The organism is Thermus scotoductus DSM 8553, from assembly GCF_000381045.1.
Taxonomy (GTDB): Bacteria; Deinococcota; Deinococci; order Deinococcales; family Thermaceae; genus Thermus; species Thermus scotoductus.
Map to the genome: position 1 here is coordinate 121,717 of NZ_KB905729.1, position 26,334 is coordinate 148,050.

28 protein-coding genes are annotated in these 26,334 nt (G+C 65.4%); 10 read left to right on the forward strand and 18 right to left on the reverse strand.

The features are described from left to right. Positions 1-2 precede the first annotated feature (2 nt). From F604_RS0100690 to F604_RS0100705, 4 genes are all read right to left on the reverse strand, one after another. Positions 3-1,745 (reverse strand): sodium:solute symporter family protein, encoded by a 1,743-nt coding sequence (locus tag F604_RS0100690; RefSeq protein ID WP_019549993.1) that lies wholly within the window; start codon positions 1,743-1,745, stop codon positions 3-5. A 10-nt stretch (positions 1,746-1,755) separates the two neighbouring features. Then, complete coding sequence (locus tag F604_RS0100695) at positions 1,756-2,004, reverse strand: DUF4212 domain-containing protein (RefSeq protein WP_019549994.1); 249 nt, start codon at positions 2,002-2,004, stop codon at positions 1,756-1,758. A gap of 190 nt (positions 2,005-2,194) precedes the next feature. Next, a complete protein-coding gene (locus F604_RS0100700; protein WP_019549995.1) occupies positions 2,195-4,078 on the reverse strand; it encodes an acetate--CoA ligase in 1,884 nt (627 codons plus the stop codon). Further along, a complete protein-coding gene (locus tag F604_RS0100705; protein WP_019549996.1) occupies positions 4,056-6,587 on the reverse strand; it encodes an AMP-binding protein in 2,532 nt (843 codons plus the stop codon). The genes F604_RS0100700 and F604_RS0100705 overlap by 23 nt, the downstream gene beginning before the upstream one ends. Positions 6,588-6,715: 128 nt before the next feature. On the opposite strand from F604_RS0100705, the gene acs reads away from it, so the two are divergent. Next, positions 6,716-8,662: an acetate--CoA ligase gene (gene acs / locus F604_RS0100710; protein ID WP_019549997.1), complete on the forward strand. Its 1,947-nt coding sequence runs from the start codon at positions 6,716-6,718 to the stop codon at positions 8,660-8,662. A gap of 7 nt (positions 8,663-8,669) precedes the next feature. On the opposite strand, the gene F604_RS0100715 is transcribed toward acs, so the two are convergent. The 6 genes from F604_RS0100715 to F604_RS13000 all read right to left on the reverse strand — a co-directional run bounded on the left by F604_RS0100715 (position 8,670) and on the right by F604_RS13000 (position 12,673). Further along, positions 8,670-8,921, reverse strand: coding sequence for a hypothetical protein (locus F604_RS0100715; protein WP_008631349.1), 252 nt, complete (start codon positions 8,919-8,921; stop codon positions 8,670-8,672). Then, complete coding sequence (locus tag F604_RS0100720) at positions 8,921-9,220, reverse strand: hypothetical protein (protein WP_019549998.1); 300 nt, start codon at positions 9,218-9,220, stop codon at positions 8,921-8,923. Before F604_RS0100720 ends, F604_RS0100715 begins: the two co-directional genes overlap by 1 nt. A gap of 45 nt (positions 9,221-9,265) precedes the next feature. Then, the gene (locus F604_RS0100725; protein WP_038044405.1) at positions 9,266-10,510 is read right to left on the reverse strand and encodes an IS256 family transposase; all 1,245 of its coding nucleotides are present in this window, start codon (positions 10,508-10,510) and stop codon (positions 9,266-9,268) included. Between the two features lie 77 nt (positions 10,511-10,587). Further along, the gene (locus tag F604_RS0100730) at positions 10,588-10,977 is read right to left on the reverse strand and encodes a nuclear transport factor 2 family protein (RefSeq protein WP_019549999.1); all 390 of its coding nucleotides are present in this window, start codon (positions 10,975-10,977) and stop codon (positions 10,588-10,590) included. Positions 10,978-10,981: 4 nt separating this feature from the next. Then, on the reverse strand, positions 10,982-12,526 hold the full coding sequence (locus F604_RS0100735) for an acyl-CoA mutase large subunit family protein (RefSeq protein ID WP_019550000.1): 1,545 nt from the start codon (positions 12,524-12,526) through the stop codon (positions 10,982-10,984). A 9-nt stretch (positions 12,527-12,535) separates the two neighbouring features. After that, complete coding sequence (locus tag F604_RS13000) at positions 12,536-12,673, reverse strand: hypothetical protein (protein ID WP_019550001.1); 138 nt, start codon at positions 12,671-12,673, stop codon at positions 12,536-12,538. A gap of 103 nt (positions 12,674-12,776) precedes the next feature. Between F604_RS13000 and F604_RS0100745 the strand changes: the two genes are divergently transcribed. Genes F604_RS0100745 through F604_RS0100785 form a run of 9 tightly spaced genes read left to right on the forward strand, consistent with a single transcriptional unit; the run spans position 12,777 to position 19,402 of the window. Then, a complete protein-coding gene (locus F604_RS0100745) occupies positions 12,777-13,085 on the forward strand; it encodes a winged helix-turn-helix transcriptional regulator (protein WP_019550002.1) in 309 nt (102 codons plus the stop codon). Beyond that, on the forward strand, positions 13,082-13,885 hold the full coding sequence (gene minD, locus F604_RS0100750; RefSeq protein WP_019550003.1) for a septum site-determining protein MinD: 804 nt from the start codon (positions 13,082-13,084) through the stop codon (positions 13,883-13,885). Before F604_RS0100745 ends, minD begins: the two co-directional genes overlap by 4 nt. After that, complete coding sequence (gene minE, locus F604_RS0100755) at positions 13,885-14,103, forward strand: cell division topological specificity factor MinE (protein WP_015716659.1); 219 nt, start codon at positions 13,885-13,887, stop codon at positions 14,101-14,103. Before minD ends, minE begins: the two co-directional genes overlap by 1 nt. Positions 14,104-14,109: 6 nt before the next feature. Then, positions 14,110-15,189 (forward strand): rod shape-determining protein RodA, encoded by a 1,080-nt coding sequence (gene rodA, locus F604_RS0100760; RefSeq protein ID WP_019550004.1) that lies wholly within the window; start codon positions 14,110-14,112, stop codon positions 15,187-15,189. Positions 15,190-15,228: 39 nt separating this feature from the next. Continuing rightward, entirely contained in the window at positions 15,229-16,299 is a 1,071-nt protein-coding gene (locus F604_RS0100765; protein WP_026328890.1) for an ABC transporter ATP-binding protein, read from the forward strand. Continuing rightward, on the forward strand, positions 16,292-17,152 hold the full coding sequence (locus tag F604_RS0100770; RefSeq protein WP_019550005.1) for an ABC transporter permease: 861 nt from the start codon (positions 16,292-16,294) through the stop codon (positions 17,150-17,152). The genes F604_RS0100765 and F604_RS0100770 overlap by 8 nt, the downstream gene beginning before the upstream one ends. Continuing rightward, positions 17,149-17,928 (forward strand): ABC transporter permease, encoded by a 780-nt coding sequence (locus tag F604_RS0100775; RefSeq protein WP_019550006.1) that lies wholly within the window; start codon positions 17,149-17,151, stop codon positions 17,926-17,928. The genes F604_RS0100770 and F604_RS0100775 overlap by 4 nt, the downstream gene beginning before the upstream one ends. Further along, positions 17,925-18,983 carry a polyamine ABC transporter substrate-binding protein gene (locus tag F604_RS0100780; RefSeq protein ID WP_019550007.1) on the forward strand — a complete coding sequence of 353 codons (1,059 nt, stop codon included), beginning with the start codon at positions 17,925-17,927 and terminating at the stop codon, positions 18,981-18,983. Before F604_RS0100775 ends, F604_RS0100780 begins: the two co-directional genes overlap by 4 nt. Positions 18,984-19,018: 35 nt before the next feature. Continuing rightward, positions 19,019-19,402 carry a c-type cytochrome gene (locus tag F604_RS0100785; protein WP_019550008.1) on the forward strand — a complete coding sequence of 128 codons (384 nt, stop codon included), beginning with the start codon at positions 19,019-19,021 and terminating at the stop codon, positions 19,400-19,402. Here the strand turns inward: F604_RS0100785 and ilvD are convergent. The 8 genes from ilvD to F604_RS13070 form a co-directional block, all read right to left on the reverse strand. Beyond that, positions 19,399-21,069: a dihydroxy-acid dehydratase gene (gene ilvD / locus F604_RS0100790; protein ID WP_019550009.1), complete on the reverse strand. Its 1,671-nt coding sequence runs from the start codon at positions 21,067-21,069 to the stop codon at positions 19,399-19,401. The two genes, F604_RS0100785 and ilvD, sit on opposite strands and share 4 nt — an antisense overlap. Then, positions 21,066-21,800, reverse strand: coding sequence for an SDR family NAD(P)-dependent oxidoreductase (locus F604_RS0100795; RefSeq protein WP_019550010.1), 735 nt, complete (start codon positions 21,798-21,800; stop codon positions 21,066-21,068). The genes ilvD and F604_RS0100795 overlap by 4 nt, the downstream gene beginning before the upstream one ends. Then, positions 21,797-22,318 carry a Uma2 family endonuclease gene (locus F604_RS0100800; RefSeq protein ID WP_019550011.1) on the reverse strand — a complete coding sequence of 174 codons (522 nt, stop codon included), beginning with the start codon at positions 22,316-22,318 and terminating at the stop codon, positions 21,797-21,799. The genes F604_RS0100795 and F604_RS0100800 overlap by 4 nt, the downstream gene beginning before the upstream one ends. Further along, positions 22,315-22,854, reverse strand: a complete 540-nt coding sequence (locus F604_RS0100805) for a Uma2 family endonuclease (protein ID WP_019550012.1) — start codon at positions 22,852-22,854, stop codon at positions 22,315-22,317. Before F604_RS0100805 ends, F604_RS0100800 begins: the two co-directional genes overlap by 4 nt. Before the next feature lie 5 nt (positions 22,855-22,859). Then, positions 22,860-23,897 carry a 3-isopropylmalate dehydrogenase gene (leuB, locus tag F604_RS0100810; protein ID WP_019550013.1) on the reverse strand — a complete coding sequence of 346 codons (1,038 nt, stop codon included), beginning with the start codon at positions 23,895-23,897 and terminating at the stop codon, positions 22,860-22,862. After that, positions 23,894-24,499 carry a 3-isopropylmalate dehydratase small subunit gene (gene leuD / locus F604_RS0100815; protein ID WP_019550014.1) on the reverse strand — a complete coding sequence of 202 codons (606 nt, stop codon included), beginning with the start codon at positions 24,497-24,499 and terminating at the stop codon, positions 23,894-23,896. Before leuD ends, leuB begins: the two co-directional genes overlap by 4 nt. Before the next feature lie 3 nt (positions 24,500-24,502). Next, positions 24,503-25,915: a 3-isopropylmalate dehydratase large subunit gene (leuC, locus tag F604_RS0100820; protein WP_019550015.1), complete on the reverse strand. Its 1,413-nt coding sequence runs from the start codon at positions 25,913-25,915 to the stop codon at positions 24,503-24,505. Between the two features lie 165 nt (positions 25,916-26,080). Beyond that, positions 26,081-26,334: hypothetical protein (locus tag F604_RS13070; RefSeq protein WP_019550016.1), on the reverse strand; the 254-nt coding region annotated here is incomplete at its 5' end.

Genomic DNA, 26,334 nt, shown 5'->3' on the forward strand with positions numbered 1-26,334 from the left:
GTCTAGTGCTCCGCAGCCTGCCCTGCGCCTTTGGGGATGCGGATATCCTCCACCAGGTGCTGGATGTGCTCAGGGGGTGGGGGCGTGGCCCGGGAAACCACGTAGGCCACCACGAAGTTCAGGATCATCCCGATGACGCCCACCCCTTCGGCGCTGATGCCGAAGAGGTTCGGGATCACCGGGGCCGGGGCCCCGAAGATCTGGGGTGCCCGCATCATCCCGATCATGACCGCGGTGAAGATGAGGCCCACCAGGATGCCGGCGATGGCCCCCTCCCGGTTCATCCGCTTGTCAAAGATGCCCAGCAGGATGGCGGGGAAGAGGCTCGCCGCCGCCAGACCGAAAGCGAAGGCCACCACCTGGGCCACAAACCCCGGGGGGTTGATGCCGAAGTACCCTGATAGGATCACCGCTAGGAGGATGACGATGCGGCCTGCCAAAAGGCGCTGGGCCTCCGTGGCGTTGGGCCGGAAGATGCGGTAGTAGATGTCGTGGGAAATGGCGCTGGACATGGCCAAAAGCAGGCCCGCAGCCGTGGAGAGGGCGGCTGCCAGACCGCCCGCTGCCACCAAGGCGATGACCCACGGGGCCAGCTTGGCCACCTCCGGCGTGGAGAGCACGATGATGTCGTTATCGATGTGAACCTCGTTCTTGCTCTTCTCGTCGGGGGTGTTGAAGTCCGGCTTACCGCCCTTTAAGGCGAAGGCCCGGCCCGGGGCTACGGTGATCTTCCCGTCCCCATCCTTATCCACGAAGGCCAGCAGCTTGGTCTTCTCCCACTTGGCCACCCAGTCGATCTGGCGCACTTCCTCCAGGGTCTTGCCGTGCAGGGTGCTGATGAGGTTGTAGCGGGCGAAGGCGGCAAGCGCCGGGGCCGTGGTGTAGAGGAGGGCGATGAAGAGCAAGGCCCAACCAGCGGAGTAGCGGGCGGAGCGGACGTCGGGCACGGTGTAGAAGCGGATGATCACGTGGGGAAGCCCGGCCGTACCCACCATCAGGGCCAGGGTGATGGCCAGGATGTCGATCATGGGCTTGCCCTGGAAGGGCTTGGTGTACTCGGTGAAGCCCAGGTCCACCTGGATCTGGTTCAGGCGGCTCACCAGGTCGCTGAAGGTGAAGGCCAGCTGGGGAATGGGGTTGCCGGTGAGGACGTTGGCGATGGCGATGGCCGGGATCAGGTAGGCGATGATCAGGACCGTGTACTGGGCCACCTGGGTCCAGGTGATTCCCTTCATGCCGCCCAGCACCGCAAAGAAGGCCACCACCGCCACGCCGATGATGACCCCGGTGGCGATGTCCACCTGCAGGAAGCGGCTGAACACGATGCCCACACCCCGCATCTGCCCGGCCACGTAGATGAGGGAGATGAAGATGGTGGCGATGGCAGCCACAGCCCGGGCGGTATGGGAGTAGTAACGATCGCCGATGAAGTCGGGTACCGTGTACTTGCCGTATTTGCGCAGGTATGGGGCCAGGAGCAAAGCCAGGAGCACATAACCGCCCGTCCAGCCCATGAGGTAGACGGCACCGTCATACCCCATGAAAGAGATAAGTCCCGCCATGGAGATGAAGCTGGCGGCAGACATCCAGTCGGCGGCGGTGGCAGCACCGTTGGCGATAGCGGGTACCCCTCGCCCTGCCACGTAGAACCCTGCGGTTTCCCTAACCCGGCTGGCGTAGCCGATGTAGATGTATATGGCAAAGGTGATACCCACAATCAGGTAGGTCCAAGCTTCCACGCTCATAGCCTTCCTCCTATTCGTGTACGCCGTACTGGCGATCCAACTGGTCCATCTTCCAGGCGTAGTAGAAAATCAAGATGACAAAGACGTAGATGCTTCCCTGCTGGGCGAACCAGAATCCCAAGGGAAGCGCCCCTAAACGGATGGCGTTTAGGGGTTCCGCCAGGAGGATGCCAAGGACGTACGAAACCAGGGCCCAAACGATAAGCAGGTTTCGTATAAGGGATGTGTTGGCCTTCCAGTATCCTTCCAGGTTGCTCATAACTCCCTCCCCCGCTAGGGAAGCGCTCTTGGCGCTCTATTGCCTTCCTCCCTCGCGGTTAGGGGCAATCTTAGGGAAGAGTGAGGAACGTGTCAAGAAACCTAAACTTTGCGGGTATGCGCAAAAGGGGGGGTTTTCTCGGTGAGGAAAGGGGGGCTGGGGTGTTCCCAGCCCCGAAGGTAAGGTGGGGCTACTCCTCGAGGGTGGAGAGATCCCCCGGGTCCTTGCCCAGCTCCTGGGCCTTGAGGAGGCGGCGCAGGATCTTGCCCGAGCGGGTCTTGGGAAGCTTGTCCAGGAAGACGATCTCGGAAGGGGTGGCGATGGGACCCAGCTCCCGGCGCACGTGGGCGATGAGGCTTTCCTTAAGCTCCTCCGAGGGAGTCTGGCCTAGCCGAAGCACCACAAAGGCCTTGATGGCCTCCCCCTTAAGGGGATCGGGTACCCCTATGACCGCCGCCTCGGCCACGGCGGGGTGGGAAACCAGGGCGCTTTCCACGTCGGCGGTACCGATGCGGTGGCCCGCCACGTTCAGGACGTCGTCCGCCCGGCCCAGGACGCTAAAATAGCCCTCCTCATCCTTGCTGGCAATATCTCCGGAAGCGTATACGTTCCCCGGCACCTCCCGCCAGTACTGGAGGTAGCGGTCGTGGTTGCCCCAGACGGTGCGCATCATGTGGGGGAAGGGGCGCTTCAGGACCAGAAGCCCCCCTTGCCCTGGGGGAACTGGTTTTCCTTCCTCGTTCACCACCTCGGCCTCCACCCCCGGCAGGGCCACCCCGGCGAAGCCAGGTTTGGCCGGGAGGACCAGGGGGGTGCCCAGGGTGGGCCCGCCCAGCTCCGTCTGCCACCAGTTGTCGGCCACAAACCCCCGCTGGCCCCCATCCACCAGGTGCTGGTAAGCCCAGCGCAGGGCCTCAGGGTTTAAGGGTTCCCCGGCCACGGCGATGAGGCGCAGGGAGGAAAGGTCGTATCGGGCAGGCCACTCGGGGCCGAACTTCATGAAAAGGCGCACCGCGGTGGGGGCGGTGAACATCACGTTTACCCGGTAGCGCTCCACCACCTGCCAGAAGGCCCCGGGGTCGGGGTAGTCGGGGGCTCCTTCCCGGAGGAGGCTGGTGACCCCCTCCAGGAGGGGGGCGTAGACGATGTAGGAGTGGCCCACGATCCAGCCGATGTCGCTGGTGGTCCAGAAGACGTCGTCGTCCTTCACGTCAAAGAAGGTGCGCAGGTGGTAGGTGGTGCCCACCATGTACCCCCCGTGGACGTGGACCACGCCTTTGGGCTTTCCCGTGGAGCCGGAGGTGTAGAGGATGAAGAGGGGGTGCTCGGCGTCCACCATCTCTGCCCGCGCCTCCGGTGGGCTTCCCCAGAGGATTTCCTGGAAGTCGTAATGCCCCTCGGGAAGCTCCGCCTGGAAGGCCCGCTGGAACCAGACCACCTTTAGGGGCAGGTCCTTGATGGCCTCCTCCACGATGGAGCGGAGGTCTACTCCCTTTCCCCTCCGGTAGCTCACATCCCCGGCGATGAGGAGCTTGGCCCCGGCGTCCAGGATGCGTTCCCGCAGGGCGCTCACCCCAAGCCCGGCGTAGACCACGCTGTGGATGGCCCCCAGGTAGGCGGTGGCCAGCATGGCCAGGATGCCCTCGAGGGTTAAGGGCATATAGATGACCACTCGGTCCCCCTTCTCTACCCCAAGGCGCCTAAGCCCCGTGGCCAGGCGGCGCACCCGGTCCAAGAGCTCCCCGTAGGTGAGCTTTTCCTCCCGGCCGTCCTCGGAGAGGTAGAGGAGGGCCACCTTGTTCCTGAGACCCCTTTCCACATTGCGTTCCAGGGCGTTGTAGACGGCGTTGGTGGTGCCTCCCAAGAACCAGCGGTGCTCGGGAAGGTTCCACTCCAGCACCTTTTCAAAGGGCTTCTCCCAGTAGAACCTCCGGGCCCATTCGCCCCAGAAGCCCTCGGGGTCCTCGAGGCTTCGCCGGTACTCTTCAGGGAAATTCTGGAGATTCGCCCTAAGGCGCACCTCCTCCGGGGCCCAAAGCCGCTCTTCCGCCTTAAGAAGCTTTTGCACCGCCATACTCCTCCTCCAATGCCGAGACATCCCCAGGGTCTACGCCCAGGAGTTCTGCCTTTAGAAGCCGCCTAAGGATCTTGCCGCTTCGGGTACGGGGCAGGCGTTCCACGAAGACGATCCGGGGCGGGGGAACCGGCCCCAGATGCCGCAGGAGGTGGGCCTTGATCTTCTCGGCCAGGAGGGCCTTGAGCTCCTCGGGTACCTCCTTCTTGGGGACCGCAAAGACCACGATTTCCTCGCCTTCCTCCCCGGGGATCCCGATGGCGGCTGCCTCCGCCACCTGGGGGTGGGTGAGGGCGGCCGCCTCCACCTCGGCGGTGCCGAGCCGGGCCTCCCCCACCTTGATGACCTCCTCGGAGCGGCCCAGGATGCGGAAGTAGCCTTCCTCGTCCCAGGTGGCGAGGTCCCCCGTCCAGTAGAGTCCTCCCTTCCAGGGACTTTCCCCCCCAAGGAGGTCCACCATGTGGGCGGGCCCCACCCTGAGGAGCACCAGGTGGCCCTTGGCTCCGGGAGGCAGGACCCGGCCTTCGGCGTCCACTACCCGGGCTTCCACCCCCGGCAGCGGTACCCCCACGAAGCCCGGCTTGGCGGGGAGGGTTAGGGGGGTGGCCAGGGCTGGGGCTCCCAGTTCCGTCTGCCACCAGTTGTCCAGGGGCCAGGCCAGGTTCTCCCGGGTCCAGCGCCACACCTCTGGGGCCAAAGCCTCCCCTACGCTTCCCACCAGGCGCAAGGAGGTGGGCCGGGCCTCCCCGTGGCGGCGGAGGGCGCGGAGCACCGTGGGGGAGGTGAGGAGCACGTCCACCCCAAGCCGCCTAAGCCGCTCGTAGAAGGCAGCGGGGCTGGGATGGTCGGGCCGATCCTCCACCAGGAGGCTGGTGCCCCCCAGGAAGAGCGGGGCGTAGAGGCCGAAGGAATGCCCCACCACCCAGAAGAGGTCGGCGGTGGTGTGGAAGACCTCTCCCGGTTTCAGGTCAAAGAGGTAGCGGAAGGCCCAGCTTACCCCCACCATGTACCCGCCGTGGCCGTGGACCACTCCCTTGGGGATGCCCGTGGAGCCTGAGGTGTGGAGGAGGAAAAGGGGGTGGTGGGCGGGGACGGGCACCGCCTCCAGGGGGCTTCCCTCGGAGGCCCGTTCCAGGAACTCGGTGCTTCCCCGCACGTGCCACAGCACCGGCAGGTCCAGGTCCTTTAGGGCCGCCTCCACCACCGGCCTCAAGGGGACGAGCTGCCCCCGGCGGAAGTAGCCGTCGGCGGCGATGAGAAGCCGGGCCTGGCTTTGCAGGAGGCGCTCCCTAAGGGCCTCGGGCCCCAGGCCCACGGGCAGGGCCACGTGCACCGCCCCAATCCGCGCCAAGGCCAGGAGGCTCAAGGCAGCCTCCAGCCCCGTGGGCAGGTAGAGGGCCACCCGGTCTCCCCGCTTTATCCCCAGGTTCTGGAAGACCCCGGCGAGGCGGCTGGAGAGGTCCAAAAGTTCCCGGTAGGTCCACTTTTCCAGGTGCCCATCCCCATCCAGGGTGATGAGGGCCACCTGCTGGGCCCTTTCCGGTAGGTGGCGGTCTAAGGCGTTTAAGGCGGCGTTGGTGCGTCCTCCGCTGAACCAGGTGTGGGTGGCGGGGTCGTAGACCCTTTCCCAGGGGGTTTCCCAGTGGAACTCCCGGGCGAAGCTGCCGAAAAAGCCTTCGGGATCCTCGAGGCTTGCCTGGTAGGCCCCGGGGTAGTCCCGCAGGTTGGCCCTTTCCTTAAGGGCGCAAGGGGGTTCCACCACCTCCACCTGGAGGCTTGGCTCCAGGGGAGAGGCCAGGCTGGGGGGCTCGGGAGGGCGCAGGTGGGCGGACACCTGGGCCACCTCGGAAAGGGCCCGGGCCAGGCGGCCGAAGGCGAAGGGAAAGCGCCGGGTGGGCACCACCACCCCCAAAGCCCCCAGAAGCTCCCCTCCCGGGCCGAAAAGGGGAGCCGCCAGGGCCGAAAGGCCCGGGGCGTACTCCTCCATCTCCGCCGCCAGGCCCGATTCCCGGACCCGGGTGAGTTCCGCCTCGAGGGCCAAGGGATCCGTCAGGGTGTAGGGGGTTCTGGGGACAAGGGGGGGTAGGGACAGGGCCCCGTAGGCCAGGAGGACCTTGCCCAGGGCCAGGGCGTGGACCTCCTCCGGCAGGGTGTCCCCCAGGGGATGGGGCTGGCCCTGGCGCCCCCGGGTTTTGAGCCGGATTCCTTCCGGGGTCAGAAGGGCCAGGTAGCACCGCTCCCGGGTGCGGAGGTAGAGTTCCTCCAAGGCTTCCTCGAGGGGCGTGGTTTCCAGCCGGAGGGGCTTGGCCTGGCCCAGGCGGTACCCCCGCTCCGTCTTCACCGCGAAGCCCTCCTCCGCCAGGCTGTTCAAAAGCGCATAGGCGGTGGAGAGGCTCTTCCCCAGGAGGCGGGCCACCTCCTTCACCTCCACCCCTTCCGGGTGCTCGGCCAGGTAGGCCAGGATGCGCAGGGCCGCCTGGACCGTGGAGAGGCTCCTCTTCCTGGCCATTTGCGTCCATATTCCGTAGGCTAGGCCCCACCTGTCAAGAAAAGGGAGGTTTGGCAAATGGTGAAAAACCCCCTTTTTCTTGACCCCGCCCGGGGGCCAGCCTATCCTTAGAGGCCAAGGGAGGGTATATGGACCGGATCGAAGGCGTTCTCAAGGAGGAGCGGGTCTTCTACCCCAGCGAGGAGTTCCGGAGCAAGGCCCACATCAAGAGCGAGGAGGAGTACCAGCGCCTGTACGAGGAAAGCCTGAAGGACCCCGAGGGCTTCTGGGGACGGGTGGCCTCCGAGCTTCACTGGTTCGAACCCTGGCAGAAGGTGCTGGAGGGTGACCTGCCCCATGCCAAGTGGTTCGTGGGGGGCAAGACCAACCTGTCCTACAATGCCCTGGACCGCCATGTCCAAACCTGGCGGCGCAACAAGGCGGCCCTCGTCTGGGAGGGGGAGCCGGGGGAGGAGAGGGTCTTGACCTACCACGACCTCTGGCGGGAGGTGCAGAAGTTCGCTAACGTCCTGAAGCGCCTGGGCGTCAAGAAGGGGGACCGGGTCACCATCTACCTGCCCATGATCCCCGAGGCCGCCATCGCCATGCTGGCCTGCACCCGCATCGGGGCCATCCACTCCGTGGTCTTCGGTGGTTTCTCCAGCGGGGCCTTGGCCGAGCGCATCCGGGATGCCGAGGCCAAGGTGCTCATCACCGCCGACGGGGGTTACCGCCGGGGCCAGGTGGTACCCCTGAAGCAGAACGCCGACGAGGCCCTTAAGGAGGTCTCCACCGTGGAGCACGTGGTGGTGGTGCGGCGCACCGGGGAGGAGGTGCCCTGGACCCCGGGCCGGGACCACTGGTGGCACGAGCTGATGGAGGCGGCCTCCGACCGGTGCGAGGCGGAACCCATGGAGGCGGAGGAACCCCTTTTCATCCTTTACACCTCTGGCTCCACGGGGAAGCCCAAGGGAGTTCTCCACACCCTGGGCGGCTACATGACCTATGTCTACCTCACCACCAAGCTGGTCTTTGACCTCAAGGACGAGGATGTCTACTGGTGTACCGCCGACGTGGGCTGGATCACCGGCCACTCCTACGTGGTCTACGGGCCCCTTCTGAACGGGGCCACCACGGTGATGTACGAGGGGGCCCCCAACTGGCCCGAGCCCGACCGCTTCTGGCAGATCGTGGACAAGTACGGGGTGAACATCCTCTACACCGCTCCCACCGCCATCCGGGCCTTCATGAAGTGGGGCGAGGGTTGGCCCTTGAAGCACCGGCTGGATTCCTTGCGCCTTTTGGGCACCGTAGGGGAGCCCATCAACCCCGAGGCCTGGCTCTGGTACTACCAGGTGATCGGCAAGGGACGGTGCCCCATCGTGGACACCTGGTGGCAGACGGAAACGGGGGGAATCATGATCACCACCCTGCCCGGGGTCCATCCCATGAAGCCGGGGCATGCGGGCAAGCCTTTCTTCGGGGTAAGGCCCGAGATCCTGGACTCGGAGCATAGGCCTGTGGAGAACCCGGACGAGGGGGGGCACCTATGCATCACCCGCCCCTGGCCCAGCATGCTCCGCACCGTCTGGGGGGATCCCGACCGCTTCCTGCAGCAGTACTTCAGCCAGCACCCGGGCAGCTACTTTACCGGGGATGGGGCCCGTCGGGATAAGGATGGGTACTACCTCATCCTGGGCCGGGTGGACGACGTTCTGAACGTGGCTGGCCACCGGCTTGGCACCATGGAGATCGAGTCCGCTTTGGTTTCCCATCCCGCTGTGGCCGAGGCGGCGGTGGTGGGCCGGCCCGACCCCTTGAAGGGGGAGGCCATCGTGGCCTTCGTGACCCTGAAGGAAGGGCATGCTCCCTCCGAGGCCTTGCGGGACGAGCTCAAGGCCCATGTGGCCAAGGTGATCGGGCCCATCGCCCGCCCCGACGAGGTGCGCTTCACCGAGGCTCTGCCCAAGACTCGCTCCGGCAAGATCATGCGCCGTCTCTTAAGGCAGATCGCCGCCGGGGAGAAGGAGATCAAGGGGGATACCTCTACCCTCGAGGACCATAGGGTGGTGGAGCGGCTGAAGCAGGAGGCCTGATCGGACCCTACCGCCGGCGCCCCAGGGCGAAGAGGACCCCCCCGAGACCCAAGGCGGCGAGCCCCGTGAGGGCGCTCGCCGCCCAAGGGGGGAGGTAGGCGGCGAGGAGGAGGTAAAAGGCGGCGAAGAGGAACCCCACCCCTCCGAGGGCCAGGCTGAAGGACAGGAGGAGGAAGAGGACCCCCTCCAGGAGGGCGAGGAGGTTCTTGCGGAACTCCCCGCCCAGGAGAAGGCCGAGAAGGGCGCGGAGAAGGGCCACTAGCGCTTGAGCAGCCGGCCCAGGAGCAGGCCCGCCGCGAAGAGGAGGGCCCCGGTGAGGAGGGGCCTTTCCTTGAGCTCGCCCTCGAGGCGCTTCAGGCTCTCCGGGAGCTGGCCCAAGAGCTCCTTGGCCTTGGCCTCCGCCGCCTCCGCCCCGGCCTTGATCCGCCCCTTTACCCCCTCCTTGCGCTCCATGAGCTCCGCCTTGAGGCTGTCCGCCAGCTTGGCCAGGTCCTCCTTGAGGCTCGCCAGATCCCGTTTCAGGCTGTCCAACTCCTTGCCGAACTCCGCTTCGGCCATAAATCCCACCTCCTTGGCCTCATTGTAAGGGATCGCCCGGTCGTGTCAAGAGTTATGTGTAAGAGTCTGTGTACGGGGGGCATACCGCTCCTGAAGCATCTTCTCCAGCACCTCCTTCACCTCCGAGAACCCCTTTAGTTTCCGTTCTGCCCACCTCCCTGCAAGATGTTCGCTTCGCGAAGCAGCCTGCCTCTCTGACTCCAGGTAAAGGAGCTTGTATACCGCCTCCGCCTTGGGAAACTTGTGGTCCCGCACCTTCGTCCCCCGCCGCACTTCCCGGATAAACCGCTCCATCAGGTTGGTGCTCCGCAGGTACGGCCAAAGCACCTTGGGGTACCCGTAGAACCGCAGGAAGGCCCCCGAATCCTGTACCCAAAGCCCCACCACCCCCGGGTACCGCGAACCCCAGGCGGCCTTCACCTCCTCCAAGGCCCCAAGAGCTTCTTCCCGGCTCTCCGCCCCGTACACCCGCCTCAGGTCCTCCGCCAGCAGGGCCCGGTCCCGGGAGCGCACCTGGGACAGGCTCCACCGCACCCCGTGCACCACGCACCGCTGCCACTCCGCCTGAGGGTAGACCCTGCGGATCGCCTCGGGAAGCCCGGGCAGCCCGTCGGTGATGAAGAGCAATACCCGCCGCAGGCCCCGCTGCCAAAGCTCCCCCAGGACCCCCTCCCATCCCAGGGCGCTCTCCGTGGGCAACAGCCAAAACCCCAGGACCCGCCTCTCCCCATCAGGGGCGATGCCCAGGGCCACATACACGCTTTCCCGCACGATCCCTTCTCCTTCCCTAAAGACCTTTAGGGAAAGCCCGTCCAGGTAGACGAAGGCCATCTCCTCGGGCAAAGGCCGGGTGCGGAAGGCTCCTGCCGCCTCCAGGACTTGGTCGGTCAGAGCGCTCAGGGTCTCGTGGGAGTAGCGGTGGCCTAAGAGCAGGCTCAGTATCTCGGCCGCCTTGCGCTGACTGACCCCGGCGGCGTAAAGGGCTACCGCCACTTCCCCCACGTCCACCAGGCGGCGGACGTAGGGCTTAAGGAAAGCCGGGTAATACCGAGATTCCCGATCCCTAGGGACCTTCAGGTCCACCTGGCCAAAGGCGGTCTCCAGCTTGCGGGGGTAGTAGCCGTTCCTGCGCCCCCCGTGCACCTGCAAGAAGGCTGTCCGGTCCAGCTCCAGAACCGTCTGCAGAACCTCGGCTACTGTCTCCCGCACCGCTTCCCTCAGCAAGATCCGCAAGGTATCCTGGTCCACGGGGCACCTCCTCGTGCTAAGGTGTGCCCCCCTATTAAACACGGACCCTTACACATAAATCCTTACACGACCGATCGCCCGCCCCGGGGAGGGGCTAGGCGGTCCCCCGGCGGGAGGGCTCAGCCTCCGGCCGGGCTTTTGTGGACGTGTACCACCTTCCAGCCCTCGGGAAAGCGCACCGCTACACGGCTTTCGTTTACCGCCCGGTGCCTTAGGCCTCCTTCCTCCTCCACGGTGAGGAGCAGGGTGTAGCTGAAGATGGCCACATCCCCGTAGCGTTGCAGGCGCTTTTCCACGAGGTCCAGACGGTAGGGCCTTCCCAAGGTGGCCCAGTTGTGCTCGATCATGAAGCGGTGGAAGGCAAGGCCATCTAAACGATGAGGGATGACGAACCACTCATAAAGGGAAAGGTCGGGATGGGTGGTGGCCTCGTAGGTGGCCCAGTCCCCTTGGTAGATGCTGGCCAGGTGCCTTTCCAGAAAGCCCCAGAGTTCGGCATCGCCTTCCATAATCTCACCTTCCCGGCTGGTACTCCCCCCATTCCTCCCGCAACACCCCGCACACCTCCCCCAAGGTAGCCCGGCGGCGGAAGGCTTCCAGAACATAGGGGAAGAGGTTCTCGCTTCCTCTTGCCGCCTGGCGCAGGCTTTCCAGGCCGATCCGCACGCTTTCCCCATCCCGTTTGGCCTTGAACGCGGCCAGTTCCCGCTTGCGCTTTTCGTGGAGCCCGGGATCTATCCGCTGCACCGGGGTGGGTTCGTTGAGGGGGCTTCTGGGGTCGGCGAAGCGGTTCACCCCCACGATGACCCGCTTGCCTTCCTCCACTTCCTTCTGGAACTGCCAGGCGGACTCCTCTATGGCCCGGCTGAAGTACCCCGCCTCCACCGCGGCCACCGCTCCTCCTAGGGCGTCGATCTCCCGGATAAGCCTTTCCGCTTCCTTTTCCAGCTGGTCCGTGAGGTGCTCCACGTAAAAGCTTCCCCCCAAGGGGTCTATGGCCCGGGTGACCCCGCTTTCAAAGGCCAGGATCTGCTGGGTGCGCAGGGCGAGGAGAGCGCTTTTTTCCGTGGGGAGGCCCAGGGCTTCGTCGTAGGCGTTGGTGTGGAGGCTCTGGGTGCCGCCCAGCACCGCCGCCAGGGCCTGGTAGGCGGTGCGCACCACGTTGTTTAAGGGTTCCTGGGCGGTGAGGGTGGAGCCTCCCGTTTGCGTGTGGAAGCGGAGCATCCAGCTTCTCGGGTCCTTGGCCCCGAACTCCTCCCGCATGATGCGGGCCCAAAGTCTCCTGGCGGCCCGGAACTTGGCGGCTTCCTCAAAGATGTCGTTGTGGGCGGCGAAGAAGAAGGAGAGCCTGGGGGCGAACTCGTCCACCTTAAGGCCCCGTTCCAGGGCCGCCTTCACGTAGGCCTTGCCATCCGCCAAGGTGAAGGCGATCTCCTGGGCGGCGGTGGAGCCCGCCTCCCGGATGTGGTAGCCGGAGATGCTGATGGTGTTCCACCTGGGGACGTGCTGGGCGCAGAACTCAAAGATGTCCGTCACGAGGCGCATGGAAGGCCCCGGAGGGTAGATGTAGGTGCCGCGGGCGAAGTACTCCTTGAGGATGTCGTTCTGCACGGTGCCCGACACCTTGTCCCAGGAAACCCCCTGTTCCTCCGCCACCAGGAGGTAGAGGGCCAGGAGCATCATGGCGGGGGCGTTGATGGTCATGCTGGTGGAAACCTTGTCCAGGGGGATGCCGTCAAAGAGCTTTTGCATGTCCTCGAGGGTGGCGATGGACACCCCCACCCGGCCCACCTCCCCCACGCTCATGGGGTGGTCGGGATCCAGGCCCAGCTGGGTGGGGAGGTCAAAGGCCACGCTCAGGCCCGTCTGGCCCTGGGACAGGAGGTATCGGTAGCGGGCGTTGGACTCCTCCGCGGTGGAGAAGCCCGCATACTGCCGCATGGTCCAGAGCCTGTCCAGGTACATCCGGGGGTAGATGCCCCGGGTAAAGGGGTACTCCCCGGGGCGGCCAAGCCTTTCCCGGTAGCCTTCGGGTAGGGACTCGAAGAGACCTTCCATGCCCTAGTTTTACAGGAAAAGGCGGACCAGGAGGAGGAAGAGGAAGAGCACCCCGAGCACCAGGAAAAGGGGCGGCAACAGGAGGCTATAGACCGCCAGCACGAGGGCCAGGAAGTCCTTCCAGTCGGGCTGGATGCCGTCCTTCATCCTTCCCTAGGATATTCTTTCCCGAGGTCCAGGGCTACCCTTGGCCTCGGCATCCATGGCTTTACCGGTACATAGCTATGCCGTTTTTTGCTAGCATTGGGCCATGGCCCTGTCCAAGAACACCCGCAAGGTGCTCAAGGTGCTGGCGCGGCGCGGGGCACCGGAGGTGCTCTTCGCCCTAAGCCGGGGAACTTCCCGCTTCTCCGACCTGGAGTCCTTCCTGGGCCTTTCCCCCCGCACCTTGGCGGAGCGGCTTCGGGAGCTTAACCTCTTGGGCTTCGTGCAGCGGCAGGCTTACCCCGAGGTTCCCCCCCGGGTAGAATACCTCCTGACCCCGCGGGGCAAGCGGGTTTTGGAATTCTTGAGCGAATTGGACGAGATATTGGAGGTTGTGCAGGAGGGCAAACGGTGAAAGCGCGAGCCATTGTGGTGACGTCGGGCAAGGGGGGCGTGGGGAAGACCACCACCACCGCCAACCTGGGGGCGGCCTTGGCCAAACTGGGGGAGAAGGTGGCGGTGGTGGACGTGGACGTGGGCCTCCGGAACCTGGATGTGGTCATGGGCCTCGAGGGCCGGGTGGTCTTTGACCTCATTGACGTCCTCGAGGGTCGGGCCAAGCCCCGCCAGGCCCTCATCCGGGACAAGCGGGTGGAAAACCTCTACCTTCTTCCCGCTTCCCAAACCAAGGACAAGGAGGCCCTAGACCCAGCCCGGTTCCGGGACCTGGTCCGCTATCTCCTGGAGGAGGAGGGCTTTGACCGGGTGCTCATAGACTCCCCCGCCGGCATAGAGAAGGGCTTCCAGACCGCCGCCACCCCGGCGGAAGGGGCCTTGGTGGTGGTGAACCCGGAGGTTAGTAGCGTGCGCGACGCCGACCGCATCATCGGCCTCCTCGAGGCCCGGGAGATCCGGGAGAACTTCCTCATCATCAACCGCTTGCGGCCCAAGATGGTGGCCCGGGGGGATATGCTCTCCGTGGAGGACGTGGTGGAGATTCTGGGGCTTAAGCCCATCGGCATCATCCCGGAGGACGAGCAGGTGCTCATCTCCACCAACCAGGGTGAGCCTCTGGTGCTGAAGGGTACAAGCCCCGCTGCCGTGGCCTACATGGACACCGCCCGCCGCATTAAGGGCGAGGAGGTGCCCTTCCGCAACATGGAGGAGGCCCAGGGGCTTTTGTCGGTGATCCGCAGGCTCTTCGGAGGTCGCTGATGTGGTGGCGCAAACGGAGCAAGGAAAAGGCCAAGGAAAGGCTCAAGCTGGTCCTGGCCTACGACCGGGCCAAGCTTTCCCCGGGCCTGGTGGAGAGCTTGAAGCGGGACCTTCTGGAGGTGTTGCGCCGCTACTTCCCCGCCCAGGAGGAGGTCAATGTGGCCCTGGAGGAGCGGGGGGAGAAGATGGTGTTGATCGCCGATATCCCATTGCGGTAGCCTCGCATGGTTCTAAGGCGTCCGAACCTTCTGGCCTACGACTGGGGTTTAATCCTCCTGACCCTGGCCATAACCGTTTTGGGTTTGTTTAACCTCCGAAGCGCCGCTCCCGACCCAGCCCTCCTGAACCGCCAGCTTGTGGCCTTCCTCCTGGGCCTCCTCCTGGCCGTGGGGGTTCAGTTCTTTTCCCGCCGCACCGTCTTCGCCCTGGCCTACCCCCTTTACGCCCTTTCCCTTCTCCTTTTGGTGGCCGTCTTGGCCTTCGGCCGGGAGATCAACGGGGCCAAGGCCTGGTTTGTGCTGGGCCCCTTGCAGTTCCAGCCCCTGGAGCTGGCCAAGCTGGGCTTGATCCTGGCCTTGGCCCGGCTCCTCGAGGGCCGGGAGGTGCGCCGGGTGTGGGATTACGTTCTGCCCGGGCTCCTGACGGCTCCCGTGGTCCTCCTCCTCCTCCTCCAGCCGGATCTGGGGGGGAGCCTGGTGGTGCTCTTCGGCGTCTTTGCCGTCTTGTTCGTGCGGGGCCTGCCCTGGAAGCACCTCTTGGTGGGCCTTCTCGCCCTGGCCGTCCTGGTGCCCACCGTGGTCTGGCCCAACCTCAAGCCCTACCAGCGGGAGCGGGTCCTCATCGTTTTGGATCCCTACCGGGATCCCCTGGGCCAGGGCTTCCAGGTGATCCAGTCCACCATCGCCATCGGCTCGGGAGGGCTCTTCGGCAAGGGGTATGGCCAGGGTACCCAGACTCAGCTGGGCTTCGTCCCCTTCCGCCACACGGACTTCGTCTTCGCCGTCTTTGCCGAAGAGTGGGGGTTTGTGGGCTCCGTGGCCCTCCTTGGGCTTTACGCCCTCCTTTTGGTGCGCCTTCTTAGCATGGCCCTGGAGTGCCCGCGCCTCTCCGACCGCCTGTTCCTGGCCGGGGTAGGGGGGATGCTGGGCTTCCAGGTGCTGGTGAACCTGGGGGTGGCGTTGGGGGTGATGCCGGTGACCGGGCTGACTCTTCCCCTTTTTTCCTATGGGGGTTCCAGCCTCATGGCCACCCTGCTCTCCTTGGGCCTGGTCCTTTTGGTGCACCGGGACCGGGTGGCTCCCTAAGGGCTTGAGCTCGGGGGCCACTCCCCCTAAACTGGGCCCGTGGCCGGGGAAGCGCTGGTTCGCCTCTTGGGGGTGCGGAAGGGTTTTGGCGGGGTGGTGGCCCTGGATAGCGTGGACCTCGAGGTCAAGCGGGGAGAGTTCTTCAGCCTTTTGGGGCCTTCGGGGTGCGGAAAGACCACCCTCTTGAGGCTCCTGGCCGGTTTTGATACCCCCGATGCGGGTCGCATAGAGATCGCAGGCCGGGACGTATCCCGGGTGCCCCCCTATGAGCGGCCGGTGAACACCGTCTTTCAGAACTACGCCCTCTTTCCCCACATGACCGTGGAGGGAAACGTGGCCTTTGGCCTCCGCATGAAGGGGCTTCCCGCAGGAGAGGTTCGCAAAAAGGTGGCCTGGGCCCTGGAGCTGGTGGATCTTCTAGGCCTGGAGAAACGCTACCCCCGGGAGCTTTCCGGCGGGCAGAAGCAGCGGGTGGCCTTGGCCCGGGCCCTGGTGCTGGAGCCAGAGGTGCTCCTATTGGACGAGCCCCTTTCCGCCTTGGACCTGAAGCTCCGCCAGGAGCTTAGGGTGGAGCTCATGCAGCTTCAGCGGAGGCTTGGCACCACCTTCATCTTCGTTACCCACGACCAGGAGGAGGCCCTGGTCATGTCCGACCGGATTGCGGTGATGCGCTCGGGGAGGATTGAGCAGGTGGGCCTTCCCGACGAGGTCTACGAGCGGCCCAAAAACCGCTTCGTGGCGGATTTCCTCGGCCGTTCCAACTTCCTCCCCGCAAGGCCCCACCCAGGAGGGGCGGAAACCCCCCTTGGGGTTTTGCGCCTGAAGGAGCCCCTTTCACAGGAAGCCCACCTGGTGATCCGGCCGGAGAAGATCCGCCTTTACCCGGTGGGCAACGGGGCTCCCGCCCGGGAAAACCTGGTGCGGGCCAAGGTGGAGGAGATCGTCTACACGGGAGCGGAGAACCAGTACTATCTGCGGGCGGGGGAGGTGCGGCTGTTGGCCTATACCCTGAACCAGGACCTGCAGGAGCCTGGGGCCGAGGAGTTCGCCTACGGGGAGGAGGTTTTCTGCTACCTTCCCCCGGAGAACCTGGTGGTGGTCCATGAATGAGGCGGCTACTCCCTGGCAGCGCGCCTTCCGGGTCCTGGTTACCGTGGGCCCTGGGGGCCTTTGGCTTTTGGTCTTCGTCCTTCTTCCTACCCTTCTGGTCCTTATGGCCTCCTTCCTCACCCGGGGGCCCTATGGGGAGCTCACCGGGCCCTGGGGCTTCCACAACTACGCCAAGATCCTCCACCCCGTTTACCTCGAGGCCTTCGCCCAAAGCCTTCTCGTGGGGGTCCTCGCCACCGTGATCTCGGCTTTGCTGGGTTATCCCCTGGCCTTCTACATCGCCCGCCATCCGCAGCGGGACCTCCTCCTTTTCCTTCTCCTCCTTCCCTTTCTCACCAACTTCCTCATCCGGGTCTACGCCTGGCTGGTGCTGTTGCAACGGGAAGGCCTGGTGAACGCCCTTCTTGGGGCCTTCGGCCTGGGGCCCCTGGTCCTATACCCCTCCTTCTTCGCCGTGCTCTTGGCCACGGTGTACACCTTCCTGCCCTTTTTCGTTTTACCGGTGTACGCCAGCGTGGAGCGCCTGGACTGGCAGCTACTGGAAGCGGCCCACGACCTGGGGGCCAGGCCCGTTAAGGCTTTCTTGCATGCGGTCTTGCCCCAGACCTACCCTGGGCTTTTTGCGGGGAGCGTCTTGGTCTTCATCCCCGCCATGGGCACCTTCGTGGTGGCGGATCTCCTGGGGGCGGGGCGGGTGGTTCTGATCGGGAACCTCATCCAGCAGCAGTTCGGCATCACCCGGGACTGGGCCTTTGGGGCTGCTCTCAGCGTGTTCCTGATGGGGTTTGTGCTCCTTTCCCTTTACCTCTACGCCCGTTTGCAGGGGGAAAGGGGCCTAAAGGACCTGGTATGAGAAGGCTTCTTGCTCTCCACGCCCTTTTGGTCTACCTCTTCCTCTACCTGCCCATCCTGGTCATCGTGGCCCTCTCCTTCAACGAAAGCCGCCGGGGGGTGCGCTTCACCGGCTTCACCCTGGACTGGTACCAGGCCCTTTTCCAAGACCCCAGGGTGCTGGAGTATTTCCTGAACACCCTGCTGGTGGCCTTCGTCTCCACCCTGGCGGCCACGGTTTTGGGAACGCTTTTGGCCGTGGGCCTTGTCCGCTACCGCTTTCCCGGCAAAGGCTTCCTCTCCTACCTCCTCTACATCCCCGTGGTGGTGCCCGACGTGGTCATGGGGGTGTCCCTTCTCCTCCTCTTCGCCCTGGCCCGGGAGGTTTTGGGTTTTCCCCGCCTTTCCCTCCTCACGGTGATCCTGGGACATATCACCTTCCAGGTGGCCTTCGTGACCCTGGTGGTGCGCTCCCGCCTGCTTCTCCTGGACCCAGCCCTGGAGGAGGCCGCCCGCGACCTGGGGGCCCGGGGCTGGCAGACCTTCTGGCACGTGACCCTGCCCCTGGCCTGGCCGGGGGTGGCGGCGGGGGCGCTTCTCGCCCTCACCCTTTCCCTGGACGACTTCGTGGTCACCTTCTTCACCGCCGGCCCCGGGGCCACCACCCTACCCCTTTACATCTATTCCAGTGTGAAGCTGGGGGTAAGCCCCAAGGTGCACGCCCTTTCCACCCTGATCATCGGCCTTAGCGCCTTCTTTCTGGCCTTGGGGTATACTTTAAGCCGGAGGAGGATATGAAGCGTTGGGGAATTCTGCTTTTGGTTCTGGCCCTGGTGGTCGTGGGGTTCCTCCTTTTGCGGCCGAAGCCGGCTTCCCAGGCTGGAGGGACCCTGTACTTTCTGAACTGGGCGGATTACATCCCGGAGGACCTCCTTAAAAAGTTTGAGGCGGAAACCGGGGCTAAGGTGGTCCTGGACACCTTTGAGTCCCCCGAGGCCATGCTGGCCAAGCTGAAGGCGGGGGCGGACCGGGAGTTCTCCCTGGTGGTGGCCCCCGACTACTACGTGCTCCAGATGGCCCGGGAGGGGCTCCTCGCTCCCCTGGAGAAGGAGAGGCTTGGGAACCTTGCCAACCTGGATCCCTTCTTCCTGGATCCTCCCTATGACCCTGGCCTCCAGTACTCCGTCCCCTACCTCTGGGGCACCACGGGCCTGGCCTATCGGCAGGACCTGGTGAAGGGCCCCGTGGACTCCTATGCGGTCCTCTTTGACCCGGCTCGTCAGGTGGGGCCCTTCCTCCTCCTGGACGAGATGCGGGAGACCATCGGGGCGGCCTTGAAGTACCTGGGCTATTCCGTGAACACCACGGACCCCAAGGCCCTGGAGGAGGCCAAGGAGCTCCTCATCGCTGCCAAGAAGCGCTCCGTGGGCTTCGCGGGAGGGTTGGAGGCCTTAAACCGCATCCTGGCGGGGGACGCCGCCCTCAGCCTCGCCTACTCCGGGGACGTCCTCCAGGCGAGGCAGGAGGACGGGCGGCTCCGCTACGCCCTGGCCAAGGAGGGGGGAACGCTTTGGACCGATGCCATGGTGGTCCTCAAGCGGGGCCCGGCCCAGGATCTGGCCTACCGCTTCATCGACTTTTTGCTGGAACCAGAAAACGCCGCCGCCTTGGCGGAGTACACCCGCTACGCCACCCCCGTGGCCAAGGCCCTTCCCCTTCTTCCCGAGGAGATGCGCCAGGATCCCACGGTTTTTCCCCCGGAAGAGGTGCGGGCCAAGCTTGAGTACCTCAAGGACCTGGGGCCCGACATCGCCCTGTACGACCGGGTCTGGACCGAGGTTAAGGCCAGGTAAACCCGGGAGGGAGGGGTTTGGGGTAGGCTAAAGCCATGAGGTTGGCCCTCCTTCTCCTCCTCCTCGGGACCATGGCCCTGGGCCAGGGGGAGGACCCGTGGAAAAGGCTCTGCGCCCAGTGCCACGGGGAGAGGGCCCAGGGGGTGCGGCCCTACCCGGGCCTCCAGGGGGCCGCCCCCCTCTTCGCCACCCCGGAGGGAAGGCGCTACCTCGTCCTCGTGATCCTTTACGGGAAGAAGGGGGAGGGGGGCCTGATGCCTGGGTTTGCCCAGCTCAAGGACGAGGAGCTTGCCGCCCTATTGAACCACCTGAAGGTCCTTCTGCAGGCCAAGGGGGATCCCTTCACCCCAGAGGAGATACGCAAGGGGCGAGGCTTGAACCTCACCCCCGATGCGGTCAAGCGGCCGGAGAAACCCTAGGCCTCGGGGTCCTTCAGTACCGCTCCCTGGTCTGCCTGCTCCACCAAGGCGGCATAGCGGGCGAAGAGGCCGTGGCGGAAGGCGGGGGGCTTGGGTTGCCAGCGCTCCTGCCGCCTCCTCAGCTCCTCCTCGGGTAGGAGGACCTCCAAAAGGCGCTTTTCCACATCGATCCGCACCCGGTCCCCGTTCTCCAGAAGGGCGATGGGCCCTCCCACGAAGGCCTCGGGGGCGATGTGGCCGATCATGAGGCCGCGGGTGCCCCCGGAGAAGCGGCCGTCGGTGAGGAGGGCCACCTCGGGGCCCAGGCCTTCCCCCACGATGGCGCTGGTGACGGAAAGCATCTCGGGCATCCCGGGAGCACCCTTGGGCCCCACGTAGCGGATCACCACCACGTCCCCGGGGCGGATCCCGCCGGAAAGAACCTTCTCCATGGCGGCTTCCTCGGAGTCAAAGACCCGGGCCGGGCCCTCAAAGAAGGTGCGCTCGGTGCCCGCCAGCTTCAGAACCGCTCCCCTCGGGGCCAGGTTGCCCTTGAGGACCACCAGGCCCCCTTGCGGTTTCAGAGCCTGTTCCACGGGGAAGACCACCTTCTGCCCCTCCGCTTCCCGGTAGGCCCGTTCCACCTCCTCGGCCAGGGTGTTGCCGGTGAGGGTTTTCTCGTCCCCGTAAAGAAGCCCCGCCTCCAGGAGTTTTTTGAAGACCAAGGCAGTGCCCCCGGCCTCATAAAGCTCCCAGGCGGTGTAGGTGCCCCAGGGAAGGAGGTCGGCGATCACCGGGGTTTTCCGGGACACCTGGTCAAAGTCGTCCAGGCTCAGCTCCACCCCCACCTCCCGGGCGATGGCCAGGAGGTGGAGGACGGCATTGGTGCTCCCCCCGGTGGCGGCCACGGCGGCGATGGCGTTGAGGAAGCTTCTGCGGGTGAGGAAGTCCTGGGGTTTCCAGTTTTGCTCTATGGCCCGGGCCAGGATACGGCCCGCCTCCCGGGTGGCCTTGGGCTTTTCCGGGTGCACGGCGGGGATGGCGTTGTAGCCGATGGGGGAGAGGCCGAGGGCCTCGAGGGCCATGGCCATGGTGTTGGCCGTGTACTGGCCGCCGCAGGCCCCGGGGCCGGGGATGGCGTGCCGTTCGATGGCGGCAAGCTCCTCGTCGGTGATCCTTCCGGCAGCCCTCTGTCCCACGGCCTCGAACACGGAAACGATGGTGAGCTTCCTCCCCTGCCACTCCCCGGGGGCGATGGTACCCCCGTAAAGAACCATGCCTGGAACCCCGCTCCGGATCACCCCCATGGCCCCCCCGGGGATGGTCTTGTCGCAGGCGGAGAGGACCACCATCCCGTCGTAGAGGTAGCCCTGGGCGATAAGCTCCACGCTGTCGGCGATCACCTCCCGGCTTACGAGGCTCGCCCGCATCCCGGGGGTGCCCATGCTGATGCCATCGGAGATGGCAGGGGCCCCGAACTCAAAGGGGAAGACCCCGGCCTCCCTAAGCCCGGCCTTCACGTCCAGGGCCAGTTGGCGGAGGTGGTAGTTGCAGGGCATGCCGTCGGTGAAGGTGTTCACCACTCCCACGAAGGGCCTGGCGAAGTCCTCGTCGCCCACGCCCACCGCCCGGAGCATGGAGCGGGCGGGGGCCTGCTGCAGTCCCTTTTTGATGCGGTCGGATCTCATACGTCCCTCCAGGATGCGATCTTTCCATGAAACTGGCGCGCCCTCGGCAGGAGGCGCACCAGGGCTTTGGCTGCCTCCTTAGGGCTTAGGAGGCGGCCTTCCACCTTGTACCCGCGGAAAACCTGGTGCAGCACGGGGGCGGCGCTCCCCTGGGCCTCGCGGGCCTGGCGTTGCATCTCGGTTTCCACCACCCCGGGCCGGTAGATGAAGCAGGGGACCTCGGGTACCTCCGCGGCCAGCTGTCTGGCCAGGTGCTCTTCCGCGGCCTTGGCCACCGCATAGGCCCCGATGCCGGGAAGGTTGGATTCAGCCGCCCCGGAGCCCACATAGACCACCACCCCTTCCCCCTTTTTCCGGAGGAGGGGATAGGCGAAGCGGGCGAGTTGGTAGCCAGCGATGAGGTTGGCCTCGAGGACCTCCAGGAAGAGTCCCTCGGCGATCTCGTAGAGGAAGGGCCCCGGGTGGAGGACCCCGGCGTTATGGATGTAGCCGTAAAACCCCCCTAGGCCCTCGGCCTTTTTCACCAGCTCCTCGGCCACTGGGGCTTGTCCAGCGCTTCCTGCCACCGCTTCCACCCTGGCCCCTAGGGTGCGAACCTCCTCGGCCACCTCCTTTAAGGGCCCCTCCGAGCGAGCGTTTAACACCAGGTCGTAACCCGCTTGGGCCAGCTCGAGGGCCAGGGCCCGGCCGATTCCCCGGCTCGCCCCGGTGAGGATCAGGGTCTTTCTCATAGCAGCTCCTCCGTGGAGATCTCCACACCCAGGAAGGCGAGCTTGAGCCCGGGACCAAGGGTTTCCCCTTCCCCTTGGGGCTTGCGGAAGACGTGCACCCGGTCCCGCACCAGGTCCACCACCCAGACCTCGGGTACCCCGGCCTTGGCGTAGAGGGGGAGCTTCACCTCGAGGTCGTAATGGAGAGAGGTGTCCGCCACCTCCACCACCAAAAGGGCGTCCCGCCCCTGGGGGAGCTCCTCCTCGTAAAAGTCGCGCCGGGGCTTGAGGAGGGCGAGGTCGGGGTAAAGCTCCGAATTCCCCACCACTAGGGGGCTTTGCACGAAGAGGATGGCCTTTTGGGGTACAAGGGGGCCGAAGAGGGCGGTGAGCTTGGCCACCTTGGCGGCATGGCGTTTTCCAATAGGACTCATCTCTACCAGGTCCCCTTCCACGAGCTCTAGCCTCGAGTCCTCCGGGAAAACCCCGGCCTCCACCATGCGGTGGAACTCCTCCAGGGAGACCTTGTGGCGGGTCACGGCAGGACCTCCTTCACTGGGACCTTGAGCCCGAGGACGGAAAGCTCCCCTTCCTCCAGGGCCTGGGCCTCCCCGTACCCTTCCCCTTGGGGTTTGCGGAAGACGTGCACCCGGTCCCGCACCAGGTCCACCACCCAGACCTCGGGGATCCCCGCCTTGGCGTAGAGGGGGAGTTTCACGGTGAGGTCGTAGTCCAGGGAGGTGTCCGCCACCTCTATCACCAGCAGGGCATCCTCGGCTTCCGGCACCTTGTCCCGGTAGAAGTTTTCCCGGTAGGAGAGGAGTGTGAGGTCGGGCTGGGGTTCGCTTTCCGGGGAAAGCCTAAGCGGGTCCTGGACCTGCAAAAGGGCTTTCCTTGCCTGTTGCAAGGGAAACAGAAGGTCCATAAGGCGCTTGACGGCTGCCATGTGGCGTTTGCCTACCGGGCTCATGGTGACGATCTCCCCCTCCACGAGCTCCACCCGGGCGTCCTCGGGGAGGATGCCGGCCTCGGCCATGCGGTGGAACTCCTCGGCGGTAAAGCGGTAGCGGAGCATTTTCCCTATTTTAGATGGCGAAGCACCTCCTGGGTGAAGGTTTCCGTCCCCGCCTGGCCCCCCAGGTCCGGCGGGGGCGCCTCGAGGAGGGCCTGGGCCACGGCGTCCTCCACCTTCCTGGCCAGCTCCACCAGACTGAAGGCGTGCTCCAGCATCATGGCGGCGGAGAGGATGGCGGCGGTGGGGTTGGCGATGCCCTTGCCGGCGATGTCGGGGGCGGAGCCGTGGACCGGCTCAAACACCGGGGTGCCCCGGCCCAGAGAGGCGGAGGGGAGAAGGCCTAGGGAACCGGGAAGCACCGAGGCCAGGTCGGAAAGGATGTCTCCGAAGATGTTTCCCGTCACCACCACGTCAAAACGGGCAGGGTTTTTCACCAGGTGCATGGCCATGGCGTCCACGTACTGGTGCTCCAGGGAAACGTCCGGGTAGCCTTGGTGCGCCTCCTCCACCGTCTTCCGCCAGAACTCCCCCACCTCCAGCACGTTGGCCTTGTCCACGCTGGTAACGTGCCTGCGCCGCTTCCTTGCGGCCTCAAAGGCCACCTGGGCCACCCGTTCCACCTCGGGCTTGCTGTAGCGTTCCGTGTTCCAGGCCTCCGCCTCCGACATCCCCCTGGGCTCCCCGAAGTAGATGCCCCCGGTGAGCTCCCGCACGATGAGGACATCCACCCCCCGGGCGATCTCCTCCTTGAGGGGGGAAAGCCGTTCCAGTCCGGGGAAGACCTTGGCGGGGCGCAGGTTGGCGAAGAGGTCCTGGCTTTTCCTTAGGGCCAGGAGCCCGGTTTCCGGACGGATCTTGCGGGGAAGGTTATCCCACCTAGGGCCCCCTACGCTTCCCAGGAGCACCGCCTGGGCCCTTTCCACCCCCTGGCGGGTTACCTCGGGGAAGGGTTCCCCGAACTGGTCTATGGCTGCGCCGCCAAAGGGGTAGGTTTCGTAGCTGAGCCCAAGCCCATGGGCCTCGTCCAGGGCCTTGAGGACCTTCAAGGCAGCCTCGGTTACCTCGGGGCCGATCCCGTCCCCGGGCAGGACGGCCACCCTCATTCCGACCTCCTGGGGTAGGGAAGGTGGCGGTCGAACTCATCCAGAAGCTCCCCGGCCTGGAGAAGCTCCCCGATGGGGTCCCAAAGCCCCTCCACCAGGGCTTCCCGGGTCTCCTCGGGGATGAAGAGGGGAGCGGTGCGGCCACCGAAGCGCACCTCCTTGCTCACCAGGTCCACCTCCACCTCGAGGTCCGGCTTCTCCTCCACCGCCTTAAAGAGCACCCCCAGGTCCTCAGGGGCCAGGGTCACGCAGGGAAGGCCAATGGCGGTGGCGTTCCCGAAGAAGATCTCGGCGAAGCTCTCCCCGATGATGGCCCTAAACCCCGCCCGCTTGATGGCCTGGGGGGCGTGTTCCCGGCTGCTACCGGAGCCAAAGCCCGCCTCCACCAGCAGGATGCTGGCCCCTTGGTAGCGGGGGTCATTGAGGGGATGGGGCTTGGGATTCCCCGTCTCGTCAAAGCGCTCGTCGTAGAAGAGGTACTTCCCCAGCCCTTCAAAGGTGAGCACCTTCATGAAGCGGGCGGGGATGATGCGGTCCGTGTCGATGTCCTCGCCCCTTAAGGGCACCGCCCTACCGCGGATGGTGGTGAACTTTTCCAGCATGGCTTACCTCCCGATCCCAAACACTTCCCGGGCGTCGGCGATCTCGCCCGCCACCGCCGCCGCCGCCACCATGAGGGGGCTCATGAGCACCGTGCGTCCCCTGGGGCTTCCCATCCTGCCCTTGTAGTTGCGGTTGGAGGAGCTGGCGGCCAGCTCGTCTCCCTGCAGGCGGTCGGGGTTCATGGCCAGGCACATGGAGCACCCCGGGTTCCGCCACTCAAACCCCGCCTCCCGGAAGATCTCGGCGATGCCCTCTTCCTCCGCCTTCTTGGCCACCCACTCCGAGCCCGGCACCACCAGGGCCCGCACCCCTTTCTTCACCTTGTGGCCCTTGAGGAAGCGGGCCACCTCGCGCAGGTCGGAAAGCCTGGCGTTGGTGCAGCTTCCGATGAAGGCCACCTGGACCGGAACCCCCTTGATGGGTTGGCCCGGCTTAAGGCCCATGTAGGCCAAGGCTTCCTCGGCCACGGGCCTTTCCTCGGGGGAAAGTTCCTCCAGAAGGGGAATGCGGCCATCTACGGGTATGGCCTGCCCGGGGTTGATGCCCCAGGTGACCGTGGGGGGGATTTCCTCCGCCCGGAAGGTGACCACGTCATCGTACCGGGCGTCGGGGTCGGAGGCGAAGGCCCGCCAGCGCTTTTTGGCCTCCTCCCACTCCGCCCCCTTGGGGCTATAGGGGCGGCCCTCCAGGTAGGCGAAGGTGGTCTCGTCGGGGTTCACATAGCCGATGCGGGCCCCGCCCTCAATGGACATGTTGCAGAGGGTCATGCGGCTTTCCATGTCCATGGCCTCCACCGTGCTGCCGCCATACTCGTAGGCGTAGCCCAAGCCCCCTTTCACCCCCAGGTGGCGGATGATGTGCAGGATCACGTCCTTGGCGTAGACCCCGGGGGCAAGCTTCCCCTCGATGTTGATGCGCCGCACCTTGAGCTTCTGGGCCGCCAGGGTCTGGGTGGCCAGGACGTCCCGCACCTGGCTGGTGCCGATGCCGAAGGCCACGGCCCCGAAGGCCCCGTGGGTGGAGGTGTGGGAGTCCCCGCAGGCGATGGTCATCCCGGGCTGGGTGAGGCCAAGCTGCGGGCCGATTACGTGCACGATCCCCTGGTTCCCGCTTCCCAGGTCAAAGAAGGTGATGCCGTGCTCCTTGGTATTTTGCCTTAAGGCCTCCAACATGCTCTGGGCCAAGGGGTCCTGGAAGGGCTCGGTACGGTCGTGGGTGGGGACGATGTGGTCCACGGTGGCGAAGGTGCGGTGGGGGTAGCGTACCTTGAGGCCCAGGTCCCTAAGCATCCCGAAGGCCTGAGGGCTCGTTACCTCGTGTAGGAGGTGCAGGTCAATGAAAAGCTGGCTTTGCCCGCTTTTCAGCTTTCGCACCTCGTGGGCTTCCCAAACCTTCTCGTAAAGCGTTTTTCCCATGCTCCCTCCCATTTACGAAAATCCCCCGGGTTCTAGGCCCGGGGGAAGGCAACAGGGCTTCCCTAAGCCGGGCCTGCCCGGCCTAGGTCTAGCAGGAAGCCCCGCCGCATTGCCCTATAGTCTACGCTGCCTTTGCCTTAGGGTCAAGGGCTATGCTACAGGGCTTTACCCAAAACTCCTTCCTCGCCCTCCCTTAGCCTGCTTCAAGAGTTCTTGGGTGACTTCATAGTTGAGCAGGCGAACCAGGCCCCTCAGGAGCAGGTACGGACCATCCCTCTCGCTGGGCAGCCCCAGCTTGCCCCCGAGCTGCAAAAGAAACCCCTTGAACGGATCCCCCAACCGCTCAACTTCCCAAAGGAACACCGCCAGCCCCAGCAAAACCGCCACCACCTTCCGGATCCGGGCAAGCCCCCGCACCT